A 21,192-nucleotide genomic window follows, 5' to 3' on the forward strand; every position below is an offset into this window, starting at 1 on the left:
ACCTCTAGCTTCTGCTACATACTTAAGCCACCATCAATGGCAACCACTTGACCAGTTAGATAATCTTGGCCTGCTAAAAATACTGTCAAATCTGCAACCTGCTCTGTCTGCCCAAATTCTTTCATAGGAATTTGAGCCAGCATGGCATCTTTTACCTTGTCTGATAGAACAGCTGTCATATCGGACTCAATCATTCCAGGTGCAATAGCATTAACTCTGATATTGCGATTGGCCACTTCACGCGCCACAGACTTGGTAAAACCAATCAAACCAGCCTTAGAAGCTGCATAGTTAGCTTGGCCAATATTTCCCATCAAACCAACAACACTAGACATATTAATGATAGCACCTTCTCTGGCTTTCATCATCGGTTTCAAGACTGATTGTGTCATGTTAAAGGCACCAGTCAAGTTAACCTTGAGCACTTTTTCAAAATCCGCTTCTGTCATCTTGAGCATCAGGGTGTCTTGGGTAATCCCTGCATTATTGACCAAAACATCTACTGAACCCAGCTCTGCAATAGCTTGCTCAACCATACGTTTAGCATCTGCAAAATCTGACACATCTCCTGAAACAGGAACCACCTTGACACCATAGTTTGAAAACTCGGCTAGCAATTCTTCTGAGATGACCCCACGGCTGTTTAATACAATATTAGCTCCTGCTTGAGCAAACTTGTGGGCGATGGCAAGACCGATTCCACGACTCGAACCTGTAATAAAGATATTTTTATTTTTTAGTTGCATTCTTTTCTCCTGTTTCCTCTTGTATTTATGGGAGAAGGGATTACTCGTTTTCTAGCAAGGTTTCCAAACTCGCCTGATCTTCAACATTGGCTAGTTTAGCCGTTTTATCAATTTTTTTGACAAAGCCTGACAAAACTTTCCCCGGTCCAATCTCAATAAAGTTGGTTACGCCTGCTTCTTGCATAACTGCAATACTTTCATAGAAACGAACTGGTTCCTTGACCTGACGCGTCAAGAGTTGAGCAATGTCTTCTTTTTGCATAACTGCAGCTTCTGTATTGCCAACTAGGGGACAAGTAAAATCTGAAAAACTTACCTGAGCTAGAGTTTCAGCTAGTTTCTGGCTAGCAGGCTCAAGGAGAGCGGTATGAAAAGGTCCTGAAACCTTGAGAGGAATCAAGCGTTTGGCACCTGCTTCTTGCAAGAGTTCAACAGCTCGGTCAACTGCAACCACTTCTCCACCAATCACGATTTGTGCAGGTGTGTTATAGTTGGCTGGAGTGACCACTCCAAGTTCAGAAGCTTTTCGACAGGCTTCCTCAATGACCTCTACTGGCGTATTGAGAACTGCGACCATCTTGCCAGATCCAGCAGGAGCTGCTTCTTCCATATAGGCTCCACGCTTAGCTACCAAGGCAACCGCATCTTCAAAATCCAAGGCTCCACTAGCCACCAAGGCAGAGTATTCTCCAAGGGATAAACCAGCAACCATATCAGGCTGATAGCCCTTTTCTTGCAATAAACGATAGATAGCAACTGAAGTTGCTAAAATAGCTGGTTGCGTATAGCGGGTCTGATTGAGTTTTTCTTCTTCCCTATCAATGAGATGACGCAAATCATAACCGAGTACCTGACTCGCTTGATCAATCGTCTCTCTGACAATCGGATACTGATCATAGAGATCCCGTCCCATACCTAGATACTGGGCACCTTGGCCAGCAAATAAAAAGGCTGTTTTAGTCATTTCTTACAACTCCTGCCCAACGAGAGGCTTCTTCTTGAATTTTCTTAGCTGCTCCGTAATACAAATCTTTTAGGATTTCTTCAACGGTTTCTTCTTTGGAAACAAGTCCTGCGATCTGACCTGCCATAACAGAGCCACCATCCACATCTCCGTGAACAACCGCTTTGGCTAGAGCACCTGCTCCCATTTGTTCAAAAATTTCCAAATCTGGATTGTCTTGTTTAAAGGCATCTTTTTCAGCTTGTTCAAAATCACGAGTCAACTGATTTTTAATCGCACGAACAGCATGTCCAAAGTGTTGAGCTGAAATCGTAGTATCAATATCTCTAGCTTTTAAAATTTTCGCCTTGTAATTTGGATGGGCATTAGACTCTTTTGCAACGACAAAACGAGTTCCAACCTGAATAGCCTCTGCACCTAGCATAAAGCCAGCCGCAGCACCTTCACCATCCGCAATCCCTCCTGCAGCAATAACAGGAATAGATACAGCTGCAGCTACCTGGCGCACCAAGGTCATGGTTGTTAATTTCCCAATATGTCCCCCAGCTTCCATTCCTTCTGCAATAACAGCGTCCGCACCGATTTTTTCCATGCGTTTAGCTAGGGCAACACTTGGCACAACAGGAATAACTGTTATACCAGCAGCATGAAATCGTTCCATGTATTTGCTTGGATTTCCTGCTCCTGTTGTCACTACCTTAACACCTTCCTCAATAACGAGGTCTACAATATCTTCCACAAAGGGAGACAAGAGCATAATGTTGACACCGAAGGGTTTATCAGTCAATGATTTGATTTTATCAATATTTGCCTTGACAACTTCTTTAGGGGCATTCCCCCCACCGATAATCCCTAGTCCTCCAGCCTTAGAAACAGCTCCTGCCAAATCACCATCAGCAACCCAGGCCATCCCTCCTTGGAAAATAGGATAATCAATGTTCAATAATTCTGTAATACGCGTTTTCATAGTGCCTCCATCGTTTCTTGCTTACGTAATAGTTCGATATTGTCATAATTTGAAAATCAAACTATTGCCTAAACAAGAGGGAGCGGGTTTCCCTACTCCTTCTATCTATATTCTGTTTATTTTGTTTGCTCTTCAACGTAGGCAACCAAGTCACCAACTGTTTTCAAGTCATCTTCTGCTTCGATTTGGATATCAAAAGCATCTTCGATTTCTGAGATTACTTGGAACAAGTCCAATGAATCTGCGTCCAAGTCATCAAAAGTTGATTCAAGTGTTACTTCTGATGCGTCTTTCCCAAGTTCTTCAACGATAATTTCTTGTACTTTTTCAAATACTGCCATAATAGGACTCCTTTAAAATAAATAGTTTTTTATAACAATGTGTTCACCACATGATTACCTAAATTGTAAGAATGAGTGTGCCCCAGGTCAAGCCTCCACCGAAGCCTGATAGCAGAACAGTCTGGCTACCATCTAAATGGATGAGACCTTGTTCCACACACTCTGAAAGTAAAATCGGGATACTGGCTGCACTGGTATTACCATATTCCATCATATTGGCTGGAAGTTTGTCTCGGTCGACACCGATTTTCCTAGCCATCTTATCCAAAATACGGTCATTAGCCTGATGAAGTAGCAGATAATCCAAGTCTGTCGCCTCTACAGGAGATTCTTCAATAGTCTGTTTGATAGACTTAGCTACATCCCGAATGGCAAAATCAAAGACTGCGCGTCCATCCATCTTCAAAAGTGAATCTGCATTTTCTTGATTTGAAAATGGAGAATGTAGACCTGAATGTCCATAGGTCAGACACTCGCTGCGACTTCCATCACTATTGAGACTCTCAGCTAAGAAATACTCTTGCTCGCTAGCTTCTAGCAAGACTCCACCAGCACCATCTCCAAACAAAACAGCTGTTGATCGGTCTGACCAATCGACTGCTTTAGAGAGGGTTTCACTACCAATCACCAAGCCTTTTTGAAAGCGACCAGAAGCGATAAACTTTTCAGCAGTTGAAAGAGCAAATACAAATCCACTGCAAGCAGCTGTTAGGTCAAAAGCAAAGGCCTTATTAGCACCAATATTAGCTTGGATACGAGCAGCTGTAGAGGGCATCATCGAATCAGGAGTAATGGTAGCTAGGATGATAAAATCCAGCTCCTCTCCTGTGATTCCAGCTTTTGCCATCAGTTTCTTAGCAACCTCTGTAGCCAAATCACTAGTAGATTCTGTTCTTGAGATATGCCTTTGTCGTATTCCCGTCCGACTTGAAATCCACTCATCATTGGTATCCATAATCTGAGCCAAATCATGATTTGTAACCACTTGCTCTGGCACATAATGAGCAACCTGGCTTATTTTTGCAAAAGCCATTATCTCAAATCCTCCAAAAATTGATAAAGATTGGTCAAACCTTTGCTCATAACCTCAATTTCTTGCTTACTCATACCATCAATGATTTTTTCAACCATGGCCTTGTGGAAGCGTTTATGTAGTCTATGAACCAAGCGACCTTTCTTTGTCAAATGCAGATGCACTACACGTCGATCATGTTCTGAACGAATGCGTTCAATGTAACCCTTGCGTTCGAGATTATTCAAACTAGTCGTAACTGTCCCAAGAGTCACCATCAACTCTTTCGACACTTGACTTGGTGTTACATCTGGGAATTTCCCAATCACATCAATCGTATGCATTTCTTTGATGGAGATATCCTTGAAACGACTACCTCTCAAGCTAACTTCCTCAATGACGAGGACATTGTTAAATATAGATGTTAAATATTCATTAATTCGTTGGTAGTCCAATCTTTCTTTCCCTCCTTCTCAAAAAACTTTTACAATCAAAACATTTGACAAAAGAATTATATCAAACTTCAAAGAATGGCGCAAGTATTTTTTTATTTTCCTGTAAATTTAGGTCTTCTTCTCTCCGAATGAGCCCGAACTCCCTCTTTGAAATCCTCTGTTTTGGCCAGTGATTCCTGTAGATGCAGTTCTAAAACAGCATAATCTTGCCAATCTTTAAATTGGCTCTCCCAAACCAACTTCTTAATGGCAGCATAGGAATTGCTTGAACCACGTCTTAATTTTTTAAGAAGTTGTTCTCTGGTTTTTTCTAACTTATCAGCTTCAGAAATGCGGTAAACCACACCCCACTCTAGAGCTTTTTCTGCTGTCAAAGCCTCTCCTGTCATGGATAGTTGAGTAGCACGCGTCACACCGATACTGCGGCTCAAGAGATGAATTCCTCCTGCATCTGGAGCCAAACCAACTCCAACAAAGGCTTGGATAAATTTAGCCTTATCGGTCGCTAAACAGAAATCTGCGGCAACAGCCATATTCGCTGCAGCGCCTGCAACAGCACCGTCAACTTCCATTAAAACAGGCTTTGCAATTTGCTTGATTTTATAAGAAATCGTATTGACCAATTCTGCGATTTTCGTCAATGATGGAATATCATCCTCATCCACTGCCCGCTTCATCTCTACTAAATCTCCCCCAACTGAGAAGACTTTGCCATTCGCATTGATCAAGATAAAATGCACAGCTGGATTCTCTTCCGCCAGAGTCAAGGCTTCTAAAATTTCCTCACACATGGGAATATGGAAACCATTAGCGACATCAGGACGGTTTAAAGTAATAATTGCCAAATCCTCTTCAAGCTGATAAATAATATGTTCCATCTGGACTCCTTTTTTATTTTTATATGCAAGTTAAATTATTTCATTATCAAAGTATATCTTTTTTACTCTAAAAAAGCAAGAATAAGAATGTAATAAGTGTCTCAGCCGATTTTAGATTCCTTATCTTTCCCTGTAAAATAGCTTATTTTCTTCATTGAAAAAAGGCTTTCTTTCTGCTATAATCGTATAAAATACTTACTTTAGGAGTTCTTATGAAAGTTGTTAAATTTGGAGGTAGCTCTCTTGCCTCTGCTAGTCAGTTAGAAAAAGTTTTGAACATCGTCAAAAGCGATAAAGAGCGCCGTTTTGTAGTCGTTTCTGCACCTGGTAAACGCAATGCTGAAGATACTAAGGTTACGGATGCCTTGATTAAATACTATCGCGACTATGTTGCTGGTAACGATATTAGCAAGAGTCAAAACTGGATTATCGACCGCTATGCTGCCATGGTTAGTGAATTAGGACTAAAACCAGCTGTTCTAGAGAAAATTTCAAAAAGTATTCGCGCCTTGGCCACTCTTCCTATTGATGAAAATGAATTTCTCTACGATACTTTCCTAGCAGCTGGTGAAAATAACAATGCTAAATTGATCGCTGCCTATTTTAACCAAAACGGTATCGATGCACGCTATGTTCATCCTAGAGAAGCTGGGATTGTGGTAACAAGTGAACCTGGCCACGCTCGCATCATTCCATCAAGTTATGACAAGATTGAGGAATTGACAAATACAAATGAGGTTCTTGTCATTCCTGGTTTCTTTGGAGTTACAAAGGAAAATCAAATCTGTACCTTCTCACGTGGAGGATCAGACATTACAGGTTCTATCATTGCTGCCGGTGTTAAGGCAGACCTCTATGAAAACTTTACAGACGTTGATGGTATCTTTGCAGCTCACCCAGGAATTATCCACCAACCACACTCGATTCCTGAGTTAACCTACCGTGAAATGCGTGAGTTGGCTTATGCAGGATTCTCAGTTCTTCATGACGAAGCTCTTCTTCCTGCCTACCGTGGAAAAATTCCTCTAGTTATCAAGAATACCAACAACCCTGACCACCCAGGTACTCGTATCGTTCTAAAACACAGTAGTGATGAATTCCCAGTTGTGGGAATTGCCGGTGATTCTGACTTTGTCAGCATCAACATGTCTAAATACCTCATGAACCGCGAGATTGGATTTGGTCGCAAGGTTCTTCAAATCCTTGAAGACCTCAACATCGGTTGGGAACATATGCCAACTGGTATCGACGATCTTTCAATCATTCTTCGTTCTCGTGAACTAACTCCTATCAAGGAAGAAGAAATCCTGCGTCAGTTGGTTCAAAAAGCTGAAGTAGACCATGCAGAAATCGAACATGACCTTTCAATCATTATGATTGTTGGAGAAAAAATGAAGAGTCATATCGGAGTAACTGCTACTGCTACACGTGCTCTATCTGAAAACAAGATCAATATCCAGATGATGTCTCAAGGTTCTAGTGAAGTTTCTATCATGTTTGTTGTCAATAAGGATCAAGAAAAAGCAGCAATTAAAGCCCTCTACAATGCCTTTTTCGGTGAAAGTAAGGAAAACTAATCATGGTCCAATCTCTTAACAAAACAGTGCTCCTCAATACGACAGGCACTTCCTATCTCTCTATAGCTGGGAAAGTTGGGAAATTCCTGGTCGGAGATCAGGCTTTAGAATTTTATCCAGATGTCAATGTCGAACAATTTATCCAGATTCCTTGGAGCCATATCAACCAGATTGGAGCCAATGTCACTGGTCGCAAAATCAGTCGCCACTTCGAAGTCTTTACAGACAGAGGAAAATTCCTCTTTGCATCAAAAGACTCAGGTGCCATTCTCAAAATTGCTCGCGAAAAACTGGGTAATGATAAGGTCGTCAAGCTTCCTACCCTAATTCAAACAATTGGTCAAAAATTTAAAAATCTATTTGCAAAAAAGTAGAAACTTTAGTATAATCATAGCAACGGATAAGTAGGTTATCTTCTTCTTTCAGAAAGTCTGCGGGTGCTGCGAGCAGATAGGAGAGATAAGTGAAATTCTACCGTTAATAACAATTACATAAACAATCAAGTGCACACCTGTGAAGTTGGATGGAACCGTGGCCCTGCCACTCCAACGCTTTGTCAGGTGTGCTTTTTTCATAAAGGAGTTCTTATGTTAGATATCAAGCGTATTCGTACAGACTTTGATGCTGTCGCAGAAAAATTGGCTACACGTGGTGTAGATGCTGCTATCTTAAACGAGATGAAAGAAATCGACGCTAAACGTCGAGACATCTTGGTCAAGGTTGAAACTCTCAAAGCAGAACGTAACACAGTTTCTGCTGAGATTGCCCAAGCCAAACGCAACAAAGAAAATGCAGATGACAAAATTGCTGCTATGCAAAATCTATCTGCTGAGGTTAAAGCCTTGGATGCTGAATTGGCAGAAATCGATGCTAAATTGACAGAATTTACAACGACTCTTCCAAATATTCCAGCTGATAGCGTTCCTATTGGGGTTGACGAAGATGACAATGTGGAAGTTCGCCGTTGGGGTACTCCACGCGAGTTTGATTTCGAACCTAAAGCTCACTGGGATCTTGGCGAAGACCTTGGTATCCTTGATTGGGAACGTGGCGGTAAGGTAACAGGAGCTCGCTTCCTCTTCTATAAAGGACTCGGTGCTCGTTTGGAACGTGCTATCTATAACTTTATGTTGGATGAGCATGCCAAAGAAGGCTATACTGAAGTCATCACACCTTACATGGTTAACCATGACTCTATGTTTGGTACTGGTCAATATCCAAAATTCAAGGAAGACACTTTTGAACTCAGCGACAGCAATTATGTCCTTATCCCTACAGCTGAAGTCCCTCTAACAAACTACTACCGTGATGAAATCCTTGACGGTAAAGACCTACCAATCTACTTCACTGCTATGAGTCCTTCATTCCGTTCTGAGGCTGGTTCTGCTGGTCGTGATACTCGTGGCTTGATTCGTCTGCACCAATTCCACAAGGTTGAAATGGTTAAATTTGCCAAACCAGAAGAATCTTACGAAGAATTGGAAAAAATGACAGCCAACGCTGAAAATATCCTTCAAAAACTGAACCTTCCATACCGTGTCGTTGCTCTCTCTACTGGAGATATGGGCTTCTCAGCTGCCAAGACTTACGACTTGGAAGTTTGGATTCCAGCGCAAAATACTTACCGTGAAATCTCAAGCTGTTCAAACACAGAAGATTTCCAAGCCCGTCGTGCCCAAATCCGTTACCGTGATGAAGCAGATGGCAAGGTGAAACTCCTTCACACTTTGAACGGTTCTGGACTTGCAGTTGGACGTACAGTGGCTGCTATTCTTGAAAACTACCAAAATGCAGATGGTTCTGTGACCATTCCTGAAGTTCTTCGTCCATATATGGGTGGAGCTGAAGTTATCAAACCATAAAAAATGCCTCATTGTCAACTGTAGTGGGTTGAAGTCAGCTAAGATCGAGAAAGGACAAATTTCGTCCTTTCTTTTTTGATGTTCAGAGCGATGAAAATCCGTTTTTTGAAGTTTTCAAAGTTCCGAAAACCAAAGGCATTGCGCTTGATAAATTTAATGAGATTATTCGTTGCTTCCAAGTTTGCGTTGGAATAGGGTAGTTGAAGGGCGTTGATGATTTTCTCTTTGCCCTTGAGGAAGGTTTTAAAGACAGTCTGAAAAAGAGGATGAACCTGCTTTAGATTGTCCTCAATGAGTCCGATGAATTTGTCAGGTTCCTTATTCTGAAAGTGAAAAAGCAAGAGTTAATAGAGATTATAGGCACTATAATATTTGTAGTGGGTAAATCCCTTATGGATATTGTGGAGCCTTTTTCTGTCCACCTGCGTCCTCTAAAACGTAAGAATAAGAACACTTCTTTAGCTACACTTGCATGTTTCAGCTTGCATCTGAAACAATAATCTACTATAGAGATTATTGAAAAGAGGAATATTATGTTTCTTGGGTATTTCTAACATTAGATGTTTCGATTCTTCCATATTCATTTCATCCATTTTATCAATAATCTAAATAGTCAGTATCTTTATTTTCTTCACACATAACTGATTTTTATTCACTATTTAAGTTTCTATTCTATCAAATAGTTTAATAATCTCAGAATTCGAAAATCCTAAGGCATATAGTTTTTCAAACAATATTTTTATAAGCCTGTTCAAATGCTGATTTCTTAATTCAATTATTTTCTTCTCACTTTCAGTAACAAAATATCCTTTACTTCCACGACTGACAATCAACCCCTGTTTTTCAAGAACTTTTAATGCTTTTTGGACGGTTGCAGGATTACATTCTTCCCTCTCTGCTAAAGTCCTTATGGGAGGTAGCTGTTGCCCCGGTACATACTTACCTCTTAAAATAGTTGCTCGTATCACAGATGCTATTTGTAAATATGGATACATATTCACTTAACCTTTTTATTTTTCCTTCCTCGTATAAATTTCCAATAAGCAGAATACGGAATAACCGTAGCAAACAGAAGATAATATTTATTAGCAAATATATCTGCAACTCCTTTTGCATTGAAATGAACAGGAATTTTCTCTGGGAGAAATATGCAAATAATAAATATTACAACAATCATTAATATCAACACCAAGACATCTTTTAACAGTCCAACTTTCATACCATTTTCCTTCCTTAAACTAAATAAAATTTGACTTGCTAACTTTTATATAAACTTCGCTTGAAATAACAAGTAAAGTAACTGATATTATCTGCAAAACTGATGTTATCGAAAGATTTAAAAACCAATTAAGAAGAATTGGTGTAATGAGTGCAATTATCCCAACAAATCCAGACACAATAACAGGCATGCTCTGCTTTACAACCATCATCTCGCTTTCCCATTCATAATTTGGATACTTTTTATTTAGGGAAATTCCTATCACTGTTATAAAGATCGAATAGCATACAGGAACAATTATTAGGTTAATAACTTGAATAAAGTTCATATTAAGTTTTAGAGCAAATGCAAATATGGAAATCATATATCCAATCAAATGAAGTGTAAGGTTTACAGCTATCTTGGAATTTAAGATCATTTTTACCTTAACAGGAGAGCTTTGCAAAATCCAAATGTTTTTTCCTTCTAAAGATATCGCTGAAGCTGCCGGGCAACTGAGCGAGAGCATAGATGCAATAAATAATGGAGCAAAATTTGAGAGAGATTCATTTATATTTTCTATCCCTGAAGACTCTCCTATTTGTTCTACAGAATTAAAAAACAAAAATATACTAAAAACACATAAAAGTATTACACCAAGGCCTGCATTCAAGACCGCCATGTACGAGCTTAAAAAGCGTCCTATTTCTTTTTTATACAAGGCAAGAAATATCGATTTTCTATTATAAGATTTTTTGTTATTAGAATATCTTGATGTTGTTTTAGCAAGAGTATTAAGCAATCCATACTTCATCGCAACAATTTTTACAAATATATAAAAAACTGCTGTTGAAAAAGCAATAAATAATCCCATTCCAATATACATTGGAAAATTTGTGTGTTGCACGAATAACCCGGATATTGGATACAGTTCTGTAATTTGCTTAGAAAGCATGACCTCAATGCTGTCTTCATTACCTGATTTCATAGCTGACACTGCAATATATCCAATTATGCCTATCATTGCAAATGAAAAGATTAGAGCAATAACATTTTTTCTCTTAAAATAAGATGAAATAGTCACAACAATGATTCCCATACATGCTGCTATACACATAGGTATCAAGGGAGCAAAGATGATAGAAGTAAAATACAGTACAATTTGTAAGACGTTTAAACTTCCATTCAAGATCCATACAATTCCACCCGGGAGCATAAACATCAATCCTATAAAAAAATTCAATAAGTACATAAACATGAACTTGCTGGTAATAATATCCGAACTTTTAACAGGTAAAGATAAGAGAATTTCCATATCTCGACTTCCAAATAAAATGCCATTCGAATAAAATACTGTTAAAAATAGTATTGAAAAACTTGAGACAGAGACCATATATGCTGGTATCAAATCATACTGTCCGACTTGTACCAATATTTTAGCAGTTAGTATATTATAAACAAAGCAAAATAACGCAAGAGTTATTATGCCAAAACTCGCAATAGCCATTGAACTTTGTTTTTTATTTCCCGTCTCTCTAATCTCGTTAATCGGAAAGAAATTTATCAATTGTGCTTTAATTAGTATCCAAATGTTACTCATCGTCCTGCACCTCCATGAAAAATGCCTCCAATGATTCATCACCTTTGACATCTCCTGTATTACCACTTGCAACTAACTTTCCATTTTTGATAATGGCAATCTTATTACATAATTTTTCTGCAACGTCCAATACATGGGTTGAAAAGAAAATAGCGCCTCCATCTGAAACACACTCATTCATAATTTGCTTTAGTAGGAAAGTTGCTTTGGGATCCAGCCCAACAAAGGGTTCATCTAGAATCAACAGTTTAGGAGAATGTACCAGTGCAGAAATAATAGCTGTTCGTTGCTTCATACCATGTGAATACGAAGATATCATCCCCGAAAGATGCTCAGTCATATCAAACAAATCACCATATTTTTGGATCCTTTCCCTGCGTATTTTAGTAGGAATTTCAAACAGGTCAGCAATAAAATTAATATATTGAATTCCTGTCATATGTTCATACAAATCTGGATTATCTGGAATATACGCCATCATTTTTTTACAAATAATAGGCTCTTCTTTAATAGAATGACCGTTAATATCTATACTTCCATATTCAAAATCATGGATACCGACAACTGCCTTTATCGTTGTCGTTTTTCCTGCACCATTTGCCCCAATAAAACCATAAATATCTCCAGGTTGTACTGAAATAGATAGGTTATCCACAACCTTTTTATCCCCATAACATTTACTAAAATTCTTTATCTCTAACATATTTTTACCTTCATTGACAATTTGTCAGTTATATTTTGAAATAATACCGATAGCTTGTTTTTATTTAGCTATCGGCACATAGTTCTCTTTACAGAAATTTCATCTCTTTTTAATAGCTAAAGAGCTCCTCTGTATTTAGGTTTTGTTCTAGCATTATCTTAAATGCATCCAAGTAATCTTTGACAGGTTCTTTCTTTGAAGTTTTTATACCTATGTTATTAGAAACAAAAACATAGGCTGTCATCAGGAATTCTGCTGTTTCTGATGGATATTTTACAAAAAATACTTTTTCTAATATACCTTGATTTATTATCCTCTCAAAATATATGGTCAGTTTTTCGATGAGCTTATGGGATAACTTATCTAACATATAACGATTTTCTTCAAGATCAACCGTCTTTTGTAACTCAGTTCCCTCTGCTGAAATATTTTCCGAAGAAATAATTGTGGCATCTATAAAAGCTCTAATTTTTTCAATGGCAGTTTTATCTTCATCATAAACAATAGCATGAATATCCTTCAATAATTTATCTGAATATTGTTCTACCAGACAATATAAGATATCTTCTTTATTCTTAAAGTGATAGTACAGCAAGCCTCTTGATATATTTACTTTGTCAACAATATCCTGAGTTGTTGTATTAGTATATCCTTGTTCTATAAAGAGTAGCATTGCAGCATCCATAATTTCAGCACGTCGTATTTCCGGTTCTTTTACATCTCGCATTTTATTCCCCCTGTTGTACATCATACTACTTTACTGACAATTTGTCAATCTTGTTTTCTCATTTCTCTTGAATTTTATAGTATAATATATTTACAATTTTAGAAAAATGCTTACTTCACTTTTGTAGTAAGCACAGTAAGTATACGGACACTTACGAAAAAAGGTTTAGCTATTTCTAGCTAGACCTTTTTTCGTAACCAAATCAGATAAGCGCCTAATACAAAGAGTAAAATAGTTAAGCAAATAACAGTTTCAGCCACTACCAGATAATCCAGAAATGGAAGTTTCAAGATTCCTTGACCCATCTTAAGCGAGGTAGCCGTGATAATGGTTGGGAAGGTTAAGGCTGAGAAGGCTGGTTGAAAGCCTTGTTTTAAAATATTAGGTAGACGAGTTAAAACAAAGAAAAAGAAGGATTGAGAAGACAAAATCATGACGATCAAGAACCAAGTCGGTAGGCTCTCTCCTCCAACTCGAACTAGAGAAGCCAAGAGCAGAGAGAAAGGAGCACAATAGATTCCTTCCTGTCCAAGCATGGCTACAGGGAGTGGATGTTTCTTTAAATCGTTATAAATAAGGGGATAGAGATAGAATGTCAATAAAAACCCAAAACTCAAAGTAGCATAGGCAATTTCGATGATACCTACCAGTGGATAAGTCAAAGCTGCCACTGCTATTCCCACATAGAGAACCGTCCAGCTAGGAGTGGAATGAACCCTCCGACCAGGACAGGCAAATTTGATGGTGAATCCAGCAATCAGGGCCAAATCCAAGAGAAATGAAAACCACCAGAGCCCTTGCGCTACTATAGGAAGATGAGCGAACACGCGAAAGACATAGGTCGATAAAATCATTCCAGCCATGGGAAAGGTTGCCATTCCTGACAAAAGAGGGGGCTTGGTCAATTCTTGCTTGGTCTCTTTCCAATTAAAGAGATGCAGAAGCAGAAAGTAAATCCACAAACTCAAACCTGTCAGACTCAACAGATGGGACAGAACCGGCAACGTATCTAAAACGAGATTTCCAGCTCCTGCCAAACCTAGCAAACAACCAGAAAATACCAAGGGGAGTTTTTTCATCCTAACCTCCAATAATCATGTTAGTTTCAGTATAGCATAAAAGCGCTTAAATGAGGATTTAAAAAAACGAAGTCCAATTATTTTAGACTTCATTTTTCTCAGATATGGATTAAGCATAAGGTTGCAATTCTGGATTAATTGGTGTATTGGCTAGGTTGTTGGCATAGTTACAGAGGCTTGCTAGGCTGACACCAAGAACCACATCCAAGGCATTTTGTTGAGTGTAGCCAGCTTCTAAAAACTCAGCCAAGGCTTCATCTCCTACACGACCCTTGGTATTGATAACTGCCAAGGTAAATTTAGCTAGGGTGTCCAATTTAGGATCTGTTTCAATTGGAGTACGATTGCGAAGGGCTTGCAGAAGGTCATCATTCATCTGGATTTGTTTAATTGAAAAGGCTGTGTGACCTGCGACGCAGAAGGCACAACCATTGGTCACAGCTGCCGTGATTTGCACTACTTCGCGCTCAACAGGTGTCAGGCTGTTGCGACGGTTGATGGCTCCGACAGTACGGTAAGCCTCTAAAGCAGTAGGTGCATTAGCCAAGAGACCGATTAGGTTAGGAATATAGCCATTGTTATCTTTTTCTACTGTTTCAAGAACTTCTTTCACTTCTGCTGGTGCTGATTCTACTGTATGGATTGTAAATGTTGTCATCATAAAACCTCTTTTCATGTTGTTGAAATCTAGTCTATCACAGATTCTATACCGTGTATAATATATATTTTAAATTGCACTGATAGAAATTTTTTATGAAAGCAAAAAATCACACGCGATGTGTGATTCTATTATTTATTAAAATACTTTTTAGTCTCAGCAATAACAACTGGTGATAAAACTAAGAGGGCAATCAAGTTTGGCAGAGCCATCAAAGCGTTGACGATATCTGCGATAATCCAAACCATATCCAACTCGATAAATCCTCCCAGCAAGACCATGAGCACAAAAATCACACGGTAGAGCCAGATAAAACGAACACCAAAGAGGAACTCGAAACAGCGTTCTCCATAGTAGTTCCAACCTAGAATCGTTGTAAAGGCAAAGAGTACAAGGAAAATGGTCAAGAGGGCAGGTCCAAAGTGTGAAAAGACTGTTGAGAAGGCTGACTGAGTCAAAGCCACTCCATTCAAGTCACTATTCCATACTCCAGTTACCAAGATAGTCAAACCAGTCAGAGTACAAATGATGAGGGTATCAATAAAGGTTCCTGTCATGGAAATCAAACCTTGCTCTACTGGTTCATTTGTCTTAGCTGCAGCAGCTGCAATGGGAGCAGAACCTAGACCAGATTCGTTTGAAAAGACACCACGCGCCACACCATTTTGGATAGCCATCCGAATGCTAGCACCAGCAAATCCACCTATCGCAGCAATAGGACTAAAAGCTGATGTCAAGATTAAAGCGATTGTAGAAGGAATTTTCCCGATATTAAAGAAAATAACTGTAAGAGTTCCCAAAATATAGATGATGGCCATAAAAGGAACAACAGCAGTTGAAACCTTTGAAATGGACTTGAGCCCGCCAAAAACGGCAATCGCTACTAAGACAGACAAAACAAGAGCCGTGATAGCTGGCGAAATAGTCGTTGTATTTTGGATCGATTCTGTAATCGAGTTGACTTGAGTGAAGGTCCCGATTCCCAACAAAGCTACTAAGACACCTGCGATGGCAAAAAAGATGGCAAGTGGTCGCCACTTTTCTCCCATCCCTAGGAGGATATAGTGCATGGGACCTCCTGCAACAGCACCGTTATCGTCTTTAGTCCTGTATTTAATAGCTAATAAACCTTCCGCATACTTGGTTGCCATTCCAAAGAAAGCCGCCATCCACATCCAAAAGAGAGCTCCTGGTCCACCGACCTTGATAGCTGTCGCCACCCCGATAATATTTCCCGTACCAACTGTCGCTGCCAGGGCTGTACACAAGGCCGCAAAACTGGATACATCCCCATGCCCCTTATCCTTGATAAAAATAAGCTGAAAGGCCTTAGAGAGACGCAAAACCTGCAAAAGTCCTAAACGGGCAGTTAGGTAAATCCCTGTTCCGACCAATAAAATCAAGAGGGGTGGTCCCCAAGCAAAAGCATCAATTGATTTAAGCAATTCTAACATTTCCTTCTCCTATCTTTTCAACCCCAAAAGAAAGAGCACATGCGAGATACATGTACTCTGGAATGCTTAGATAAATGCTAAAAAGCGGTCTATCCTAGCTCTGTCCTTTTACCTGAGAGTTTGAGCAGTTGCCTGCCTTGCCCCTTCGGTGCCTTTACGGTCTCTCCAGAGTTCCGTCCATTTACAGTCATGGAAAATCAAACGATTCCCCACTTCTATTAAACTTCATTCGGTGTTGGTATTTAATTGATTCTTATTTTACAAAAAATGTTGGCTTTTGTCAATGGATTTTGGAAAAATCTTATTTGACTCAGTTAACTAAACTTGGTAATCATTTTCGAAATCATAAACTCCCCAATTTACGCTATAAATCTTTTAAATTACTATTTACAACTTCTCTGCTCATCTCATTATTAAAGAAAGGAAGACCGACGATACGATAACGTTCATCGTCCAACAAAGTTCTTGCCTCATCTCTTTCAGTAATTTGCAGTAAGAATTTCTCTTTCCAGCCTTCTTTACTATTTTTGAAGGTATTATTACTATCCAAAAATTGACTTCCTTTTGGCTCAATGAAAATCTGCCAAGAAGTATTTCCAACTTTTTTATCATTTGCAAGCAAGATAAAGTCAGGCTCAAAAGCACGCCCTTCGTCAAAACTATAGATTTTCACTGCTTTCTCATTTCGCAAAAGATAAATATCAGACCACTTTTCCTGCAAATCATTCATCAATTCACGGATAGCACGCACCAGATATTTCTCCTCGCTTGTTCCAAAGTTATCATCATAGGCATACCAATCTAGTTGATCGATATTTTCAAAAATTTCTGTTTCAGACTTGGTTTTTTGTGACCGTCCAAACTCTGCATTCCCACTTACATTAACAGTATACTTTCTCAAGATATTCTCTTCAAAAACTTCACGTACAGGAACAGATTCAAAATTAGCTGAGCCATAAAAGCGCTCTTCAGTTGGAACGATATCTTTTTCAATGCTATACAAAAGCTGTTCTGTAATATAGAGTTTTTGGTCTGAAGTTAACTCACTTATTTGTGATAAAGAAGATTCTACTATAATATTAACTTTTGAAAGCATTTCGATGAAGGCAGATACACCACTCAAGCCAAAGAAAGCTTTCTGCAAGTTTTTAAAGGTATACTGTTTATTGCGATTGATAGCCGCTCGAACAATATTGGAAGTAATTTCTTTTCCAAACTCAAAGTTTAAGGTGTTTATCGAATCCGTCGCAAAAACATCATCTTCTGAGAAAGCTTCAAAATCTCTTGTGTTGAAAGTCGGTAAACGTACCTCAAAGGAACTCGGAATGAAAGAGGTATCCAACAAACTTTCTTGTCGTTGTTCAACATATTCTTGATAAGAAAGACGTTTATTCATCCAAACCAGACCATCTGTATAGGTTCGTGTTTGTTTGAAAGATTTTTTTAGCTTTAATTCACGCTCTTCTAAATTGACATCATCAAAAATTCCAGACTCACGCAAGACTTGCTTTAATTCAGAAATATAACGAGGATTATTGGCAGAATGATAATGAAGCTGTTCTATGACACGAAGTTCATTGTTTTCATTTTCATCAAATTTACGAGTGAACTTCTCCTCGATTTGATTATCAATCACAAAGGGATAATAACGTGCACCACGACCAATGAGTTGCTTTTCTGCATTGGTAGTGTTCCCTGCGACAAAACCGTTCTTTGTTGTCTTACCATCACGAATATCGTAAAGGCGAACAATATCAAAAAGATTCAAAACATCCCAGCCTTCGTTGAGCATATCAACTGCAAAAATAGCACGAATTTCATTTGAAGGGAGTTCCAGAGTATTCAACTCCACTAAATTGTTGCTAGTCTTGTTTTTCCCATCAATCACGAGTAAGCGTTCACGGCGAAAATCTTCCTGCAATTCCTCAATTAAATCTTGAAAAGAAAGTCCAGACTCCTCAAAAAAAGCAAATGCTTTTTCCAAGATATTTTTTTGCTCCTCATCATTTGCAGTTAAGTTTTTTTGAGACTGTACTTGTTCTACTGACAGCTTGGCTAACATATCCAAAAAAGCCTCTAAGTTTCCTTTATTTTCAGCAATTTTTTGCGACTTAAACAAGACCAAAGGTTTGAGGTTGATGCCATGTTTCAAGGCGATTTTCTTGCGGTATTGGCTGATAATGATTGCCTGCAACATACGAATTGGAAGTTCATTATCTACCAAGTGGAAAAGAACATCTTTAGAGTACTTATCCAAGCGGAACTCTTTCAAGTCATACTTGAAAATCAAAGATTTTTCATATTTTTGGGTAATATCTGGATTTGCTAAGTCAATGGTTGCTGTAAATTCAAATAAAGAAGATTTACGTGCTGTACTTTGAATATTTTCAATCGTCGCCGTCCAGCTGTCGTTCTCGTCTTTTTCTTTTTTACCAAGTCCAGCATTCAAGTGATGAGCCTCATCTGCCAATAACACAAGCGACAAATCTTCAAATTGCTCATAAGTTAGGCGATTTTCCCTTGGGGTATTTAAATCTTGGTGAAGTTTTTGAATGGTTGTAAAAACAATATTGATACTATCAGGTTGACTATCGGAAAAATCTGTCACTTCACGTATTCCCACCACTTGATTATCAATCGTTATTTTATCCGCAAACAAGTATTTTCCCATCTCATTAGGTAAGAAGTTTGCCCTTGTCTTGGTAAGGATATTGTCGTTATTCACAAAAAAAATAAAATTCCGTTCACCCTGTTTAAATTTTTCGAGGATAATCGCTGCCATCAGCAAAGTTTTTCCTGAACCTGTCGCCATATTGTAAAGGACTTGTTCTGGTTTTTTTCGATTTTTCTCATCCCTTTTGTAGTAGAGATACCTCCCTACCGCCTCTTTCTGGTAAGGACGCAGTGGAAATTTCAGATTTTGCGTGATGTAGTCTGGAATGCTTGCCTTAAAGTCAATGAAGCCATTTTCACTAGCTTGCTTATAAATTTCATACACAAAAGCCATCGCTTACTCCTCTCCATAGAAGTCTCTATTGAGTTTTTTCTCTTCTAGTGAAATGCCATAGTCGCTATCATCTATCTCTGAGTAATTAACATACAGGTTATTATTATCCACCAACTCCAGCAAGACTTGTTTTTGTTCAGCTAGTGAAAGTTTTTCGAACTCTGACTTTTTCAACTTTTTAGGGTCGACACGATAAGATAGGAACGAAGACTTTTTAGCCTGTTCAAATAGTTGAGATAGAGTTTCAGGCTCTCTTGCCTCTAAGACTGTATTTTTGAAATCTTGAGCATCATTTTTGAGTTCGCAGTAGACAAACGAACCTCCACCCTGCCAGTCGACAGATTTTGAAATACCACCTTGTTCGCCCTCAATCACTTTTTCCAAACGTTTAACGGACACGGTCTCAATGTAGTCCATTTGTTCAATACCAATGTACTGGCGGTTCATTTTATGGGCAACGGCTGCTGTTGTACCTGATCCGAGGTGGTAATCTAGGACGATGTCTCCATCATCGGTCGTTAAATCAATAAACTTTTTAACCAGCTGTTCTGGCTTAGGGTAATCAAAAACTTTTTCTTTGAAAATTTCTTCTAAAACTTTAGTTCCCTGACCAGAAAAACTTTCATCAATCCAAGATGTAAAAACTGTTTGTTTCTTCCCATCACCTTTATATATTTTTTCGTAGAGCTCTGTTCTACCATCTTTTTCAAGTGACACTACCATATCATTTTTTATAGCTTCTTCAAGTCTATTTTTACTCCATCTCCAGCACCCATCATCTCCATTCGGTAAGATTGGCAATACTTTATTACCCTCAAATTCAACTTCATAGAAGAGGTTAGGGCGGTCTTCTCTTCGACTGTTGCTTCCCCATTTTCGAATAAGCTGAGTTTTATAGTTTCCTCGGCTATCTTCATAAGCATAGTTTGAAGTGTCTTCGATAAAAGCTTTATTCAAGATCGCTCGTTCTTTATTTTTTGCGTAAAAAATTATAGTTTCGTGAATTTGAGCAACATATTTACTATCTTGACGACCTCCTCGACCTTTCCAGACAATATTTGAGATAAAATTATTTCTGCTGAACACCTCATCCATCAAAACTTTTAGATATGCTTGTTCATTGTCATCACATTGTACAAAAATTAAGCCATCATCACTCAGCAACTCTCGAGCCACCTCTAAACGATTCTTCATAAAAATTAACCATGTTGAATGATTGAAGTTATCATTGTAATTAAAGCTATCATTACCTGTATTGTAAGGCGGGTCAATATAAATGAGCTTGACCTTCCCAGCAAAACGTTTTTTCAAACTATGCAGAACGATAAGATTATTCCCTTTGATGATAAGATTATCAGTATCTGCTAACTCTTCCACTTCATGTTCGCCATCTTTGTCATAGCGTTTAAAGTTAGTCAAGACCTTATCATCCAGCAAGCGATTGATTTCCGCTGGAGCAAGCGTCTCGTTAAAGAAAATCTCTTGACGTTTCACATCGTCCTTAGTTTGCCCTCCCTCAAGCACACAATCTTTATAAGGAAAATTCAGCACAACTTCTTTGTTTTCAGAAAGATAATTTCTGTCTGACGTCCCAAGACCTATTTTTGTTTTGTAGGCTGTAAAGCTGTCGGGCAAGAACTCCTTATTATTCAGAAATTGCAAAAAGATATCTTTTTTAAAGACCAATACCCCATTTTGTAGTTTTGAAAAGAAATAATTGGTCATTTTTTCATTACTCATCAACTGATTAAGCAACTCAGGATTATACTGCCTTGCCAGCTCTGCTAGTTTATTTTTATTTAGTACGCCGTCCACTAAAAAATCAGGATTTTTAGCGAGGACTTGCTCCAATTCGTGTTTCATATATGGAATTTCCTTCTCACTTAAAATTTGTGAAGGGCTGATAGTATTCCTTTATATGTATATATAAAGGAAGGGTATACCCTTCGGTTTTATTCAATTTT

20 protein-coding genes, 1 pseudogene and 1 riboswitch are annotated in these 21,192 nt (G+C 38.5%); of the genes and pseudogenes, 3 read left to right on the top strand and 18 right to left on the bottom strand.

The window, feature by feature from the left end:
- Window positions 1–14: 14 nt before the first annotated feature.
- The 7 genes from fabG to RWO85_RS06005 form a co-directional block, all read right to left on the bottom strand.
- Window positions 15–746 carry a 3-oxoacyl-[acyl-carrier-protein] reductase gene (gene fabG, locus RWO85_RS05975; protein WP_314414670.1) on the bottom strand — a complete coding sequence of 244 codons (732 nt, stop codon included), beginning with the start codon at window positions 744–746 and terminating at the stop codon, window positions 15–17.
- A gap of 40 nt (window positions 747–786) precedes the next feature.
- Window positions 787–1,710, bottom strand: coding sequence for an ACP S-malonyltransferase (gene fabD / locus RWO85_RS05980; RefSeq protein ID WP_314414671.1), 924 nt, complete (start codon window positions 1,708–1,710; stop codon window positions 787–789).
- Window positions 1,703–2,677: an enoyl-[acyl-carrier-protein] reductase FabK gene (gene fabK / locus RWO85_RS05985; protein ID WP_314414673.1), complete on the bottom strand. Its 975-nt coding sequence runs from the start codon at window positions 2,675–2,677 to the stop codon at window positions 1,703–1,705. The genes fabD and fabK overlap by 8 nt, the downstream gene beginning before the upstream one ends.
- Before the next feature lie 116 nt (window positions 2,678–2,793).
- On the bottom strand, window positions 2,794–3,018 hold the full coding sequence (locus RWO85_RS05990; RefSeq protein WP_000257838.1) for an acyl carrier protein: 225 nt from the start codon (window positions 3,016–3,018) through the stop codon (window positions 2,794–2,796).
- 58 nt (window positions 3,019–3,076) lie between these two features.
- Window positions 3,077–4,051 carry a beta-ketoacyl-ACP synthase III gene (locus tag RWO85_RS05995; protein WP_314414675.1) on the bottom strand — a complete coding sequence of 325 codons (975 nt, stop codon included), beginning with the start codon at window positions 4,049–4,051 and terminating at the stop codon, window positions 3,077–3,079.
- On the bottom strand, window positions 4,051–4,485 hold the full coding sequence (locus RWO85_RS06000) for a MarR family winged helix-turn-helix transcriptional regulator (protein ID WP_000386351.1): 435 nt from the start codon (window positions 4,483–4,485) through the stop codon (window positions 4,051–4,053). Before RWO85_RS06000 ends, RWO85_RS05995 begins: the two co-directional genes overlap by 1 nt.
- Before the next feature lie 92 nt (window positions 4,486–4,577).
- The gene (locus tag RWO85_RS06005) at window positions 4,578–5,363 is read right to left on the bottom strand and encodes an enoyl-CoA hydratase (RefSeq protein ID WP_314414677.1); all 786 of its coding nucleotides are present in this window, start codon (window positions 5,361–5,363) and stop codon (window positions 4,578–4,580) included.
- 212 nt (window positions 5,364–5,575) lie between these two features.
- On the opposite strand from RWO85_RS06005, the gene RWO85_RS06010 reads away from it, so the two are divergent.
- From RWO85_RS06010 to serS, 3 genes are all read left to right on the top strand, one after another.
- Entirely contained in the window at window positions 5,576–6,940 is a 1,365-nt protein-coding gene (locus RWO85_RS06010) for an aspartate kinase (protein ID WP_314414679.1), read from the top strand.
- A gap of 2 nt (window positions 6,941–6,942) precedes the next feature.
- Entirely contained in the window at window positions 6,943–7,314 is a 372-nt protein-coding gene (locus RWO85_RS06015; RefSeq protein ID WP_314414681.1) for a DUF956 family protein, read from the top strand.
- Window positions 7,315–7,527: 213 nt separating this feature from the next.
- A complete protein-coding gene (gene serS, locus RWO85_RS06020) occupies window positions 7,528–8,802 on the top strand; it encodes a serine--tRNA ligase (RefSeq protein ID WP_314414683.1) in 1,275 nt (424 codons plus the stop codon).
- Between the two features lie 38 nt (window positions 8,803–8,840).
- Here serS and RWO85_RS06025 read toward each other — a convergent pair.
- The 11 genes and pseudogenes from RWO85_RS06025 to RWO85_RS06075 form a co-directional block, all read right to left on the bottom strand.
- Window positions 8,841–9,146: pseudogene (locus tag RWO85_RS06025) on the bottom strand (transposase); the annotation flags it as partial.
- 315 nt (window positions 9,147–9,461) lie between these two features.
- Window positions 9,462–9,797, bottom strand: coding sequence for a GntR family transcriptional regulator (locus RWO85_RS06030; protein ID WP_260467952.1), 336 nt, complete (start codon window positions 9,795–9,797; stop codon window positions 9,462–9,464).
- Window positions 9,798–9,799: 2 nt separating this feature from the next.
- Window positions 9,800–10,021 carry a DUF1648 domain-containing protein gene (locus RWO85_RS06035; RefSeq protein WP_314414684.1) on the bottom strand — a complete coding sequence of 74 codons (222 nt, stop codon included), beginning with the start codon at window positions 10,019–10,021 and terminating at the stop codon, window positions 9,800–9,802.
- Window positions 10,022–10,040: 19 nt separating this feature from the next.
- Window positions 10,041–11,600, bottom strand: a complete 1,560-nt coding sequence (locus RWO85_RS06040; protein ID WP_314414686.1) for a hypothetical protein — start codon at window positions 11,598–11,600, stop codon at window positions 10,041–10,043.
- Entirely contained in the window at window positions 11,593–12,303 is a 711-nt protein-coding gene (locus tag RWO85_RS06045) for an ABC transporter ATP-binding protein (RefSeq protein WP_314414687.1), read from the bottom strand. Before RWO85_RS06045 ends, RWO85_RS06040 begins: the two co-directional genes overlap by 8 nt.
- 109 nt (window positions 12,304–12,412) lie before the next feature.
- A complete protein-coding gene (locus tag RWO85_RS06050) occupies window positions 12,413–13,030 on the bottom strand; it encodes a TetR/AcrR family transcriptional regulator (RefSeq protein ID WP_020902977.1) in 618 nt (205 codons plus the stop codon).
- Between the two features lie 179 nt (window positions 13,031–13,209).
- The gene (locus tag RWO85_RS06055; protein ID WP_314414689.1) at window positions 13,210–14,109 is read right to left on the bottom strand and encodes a TDT family transporter; all 900 of its coding nucleotides are present in this window, start codon (window positions 14,107–14,109) and stop codon (window positions 13,210–13,212) included.
- A gap of 109 nt (window positions 14,110–14,218) precedes the next feature.
- Window positions 14,219–14,767, bottom strand: coding sequence for a carboxymuconolactone decarboxylase family protein (locus tag RWO85_RS06060; protein ID WP_000206768.1), 549 nt, complete (start codon window positions 14,765–14,767; stop codon window positions 14,219–14,221).
- Window positions 14,768–14,898: 131 nt separating this feature from the next.
- The gene (locus RWO85_RS06065; protein ID WP_314414691.1) at window positions 14,899–16,221 is read right to left on the bottom strand and encodes a sodium:alanine symporter family protein; all 1,323 of its coding nucleotides are present in this window, start codon (window positions 16,219–16,221) and stop codon (window positions 14,899–14,901) included.
- A 90-nt stretch (window positions 16,222–16,311) separates the two neighbouring features.
- A riboswitch (glycine riboswitch) is annotated at window positions 16,312–16,400 on the bottom strand.
- A gap of 185 nt (window positions 16,401–16,585) precedes the next feature.
- Window positions 16,586–19,228, bottom strand: coding sequence for a DEAD/DEAH box helicase family protein (locus tag RWO85_RS06070; RefSeq protein ID WP_314414693.1), 2,643 nt, complete (start codon window positions 19,226–19,228; stop codon window positions 16,586–16,588).
- 3 nt (window positions 19,229–19,231) lie between these two features.
- A complete protein-coding gene (locus RWO85_RS06075) occupies window positions 19,232–21,091 on the bottom strand; it encodes a site-specific DNA-methyltransferase (RefSeq protein ID WP_314414695.1) in 1,860 nt (619 codons plus the stop codon).
- Between the last annotated feature and the right edge of the window lie 101 nt (window positions 21,092–21,192).

It is taken from the genome of uncultured Streptococcus sp., assembly GCF_963521865.1.
Taxonomy (GTDB): Bacteria; Bacillota; Bacilli; order Lactobacillales; family Streptococcaceae; genus Streptococcus.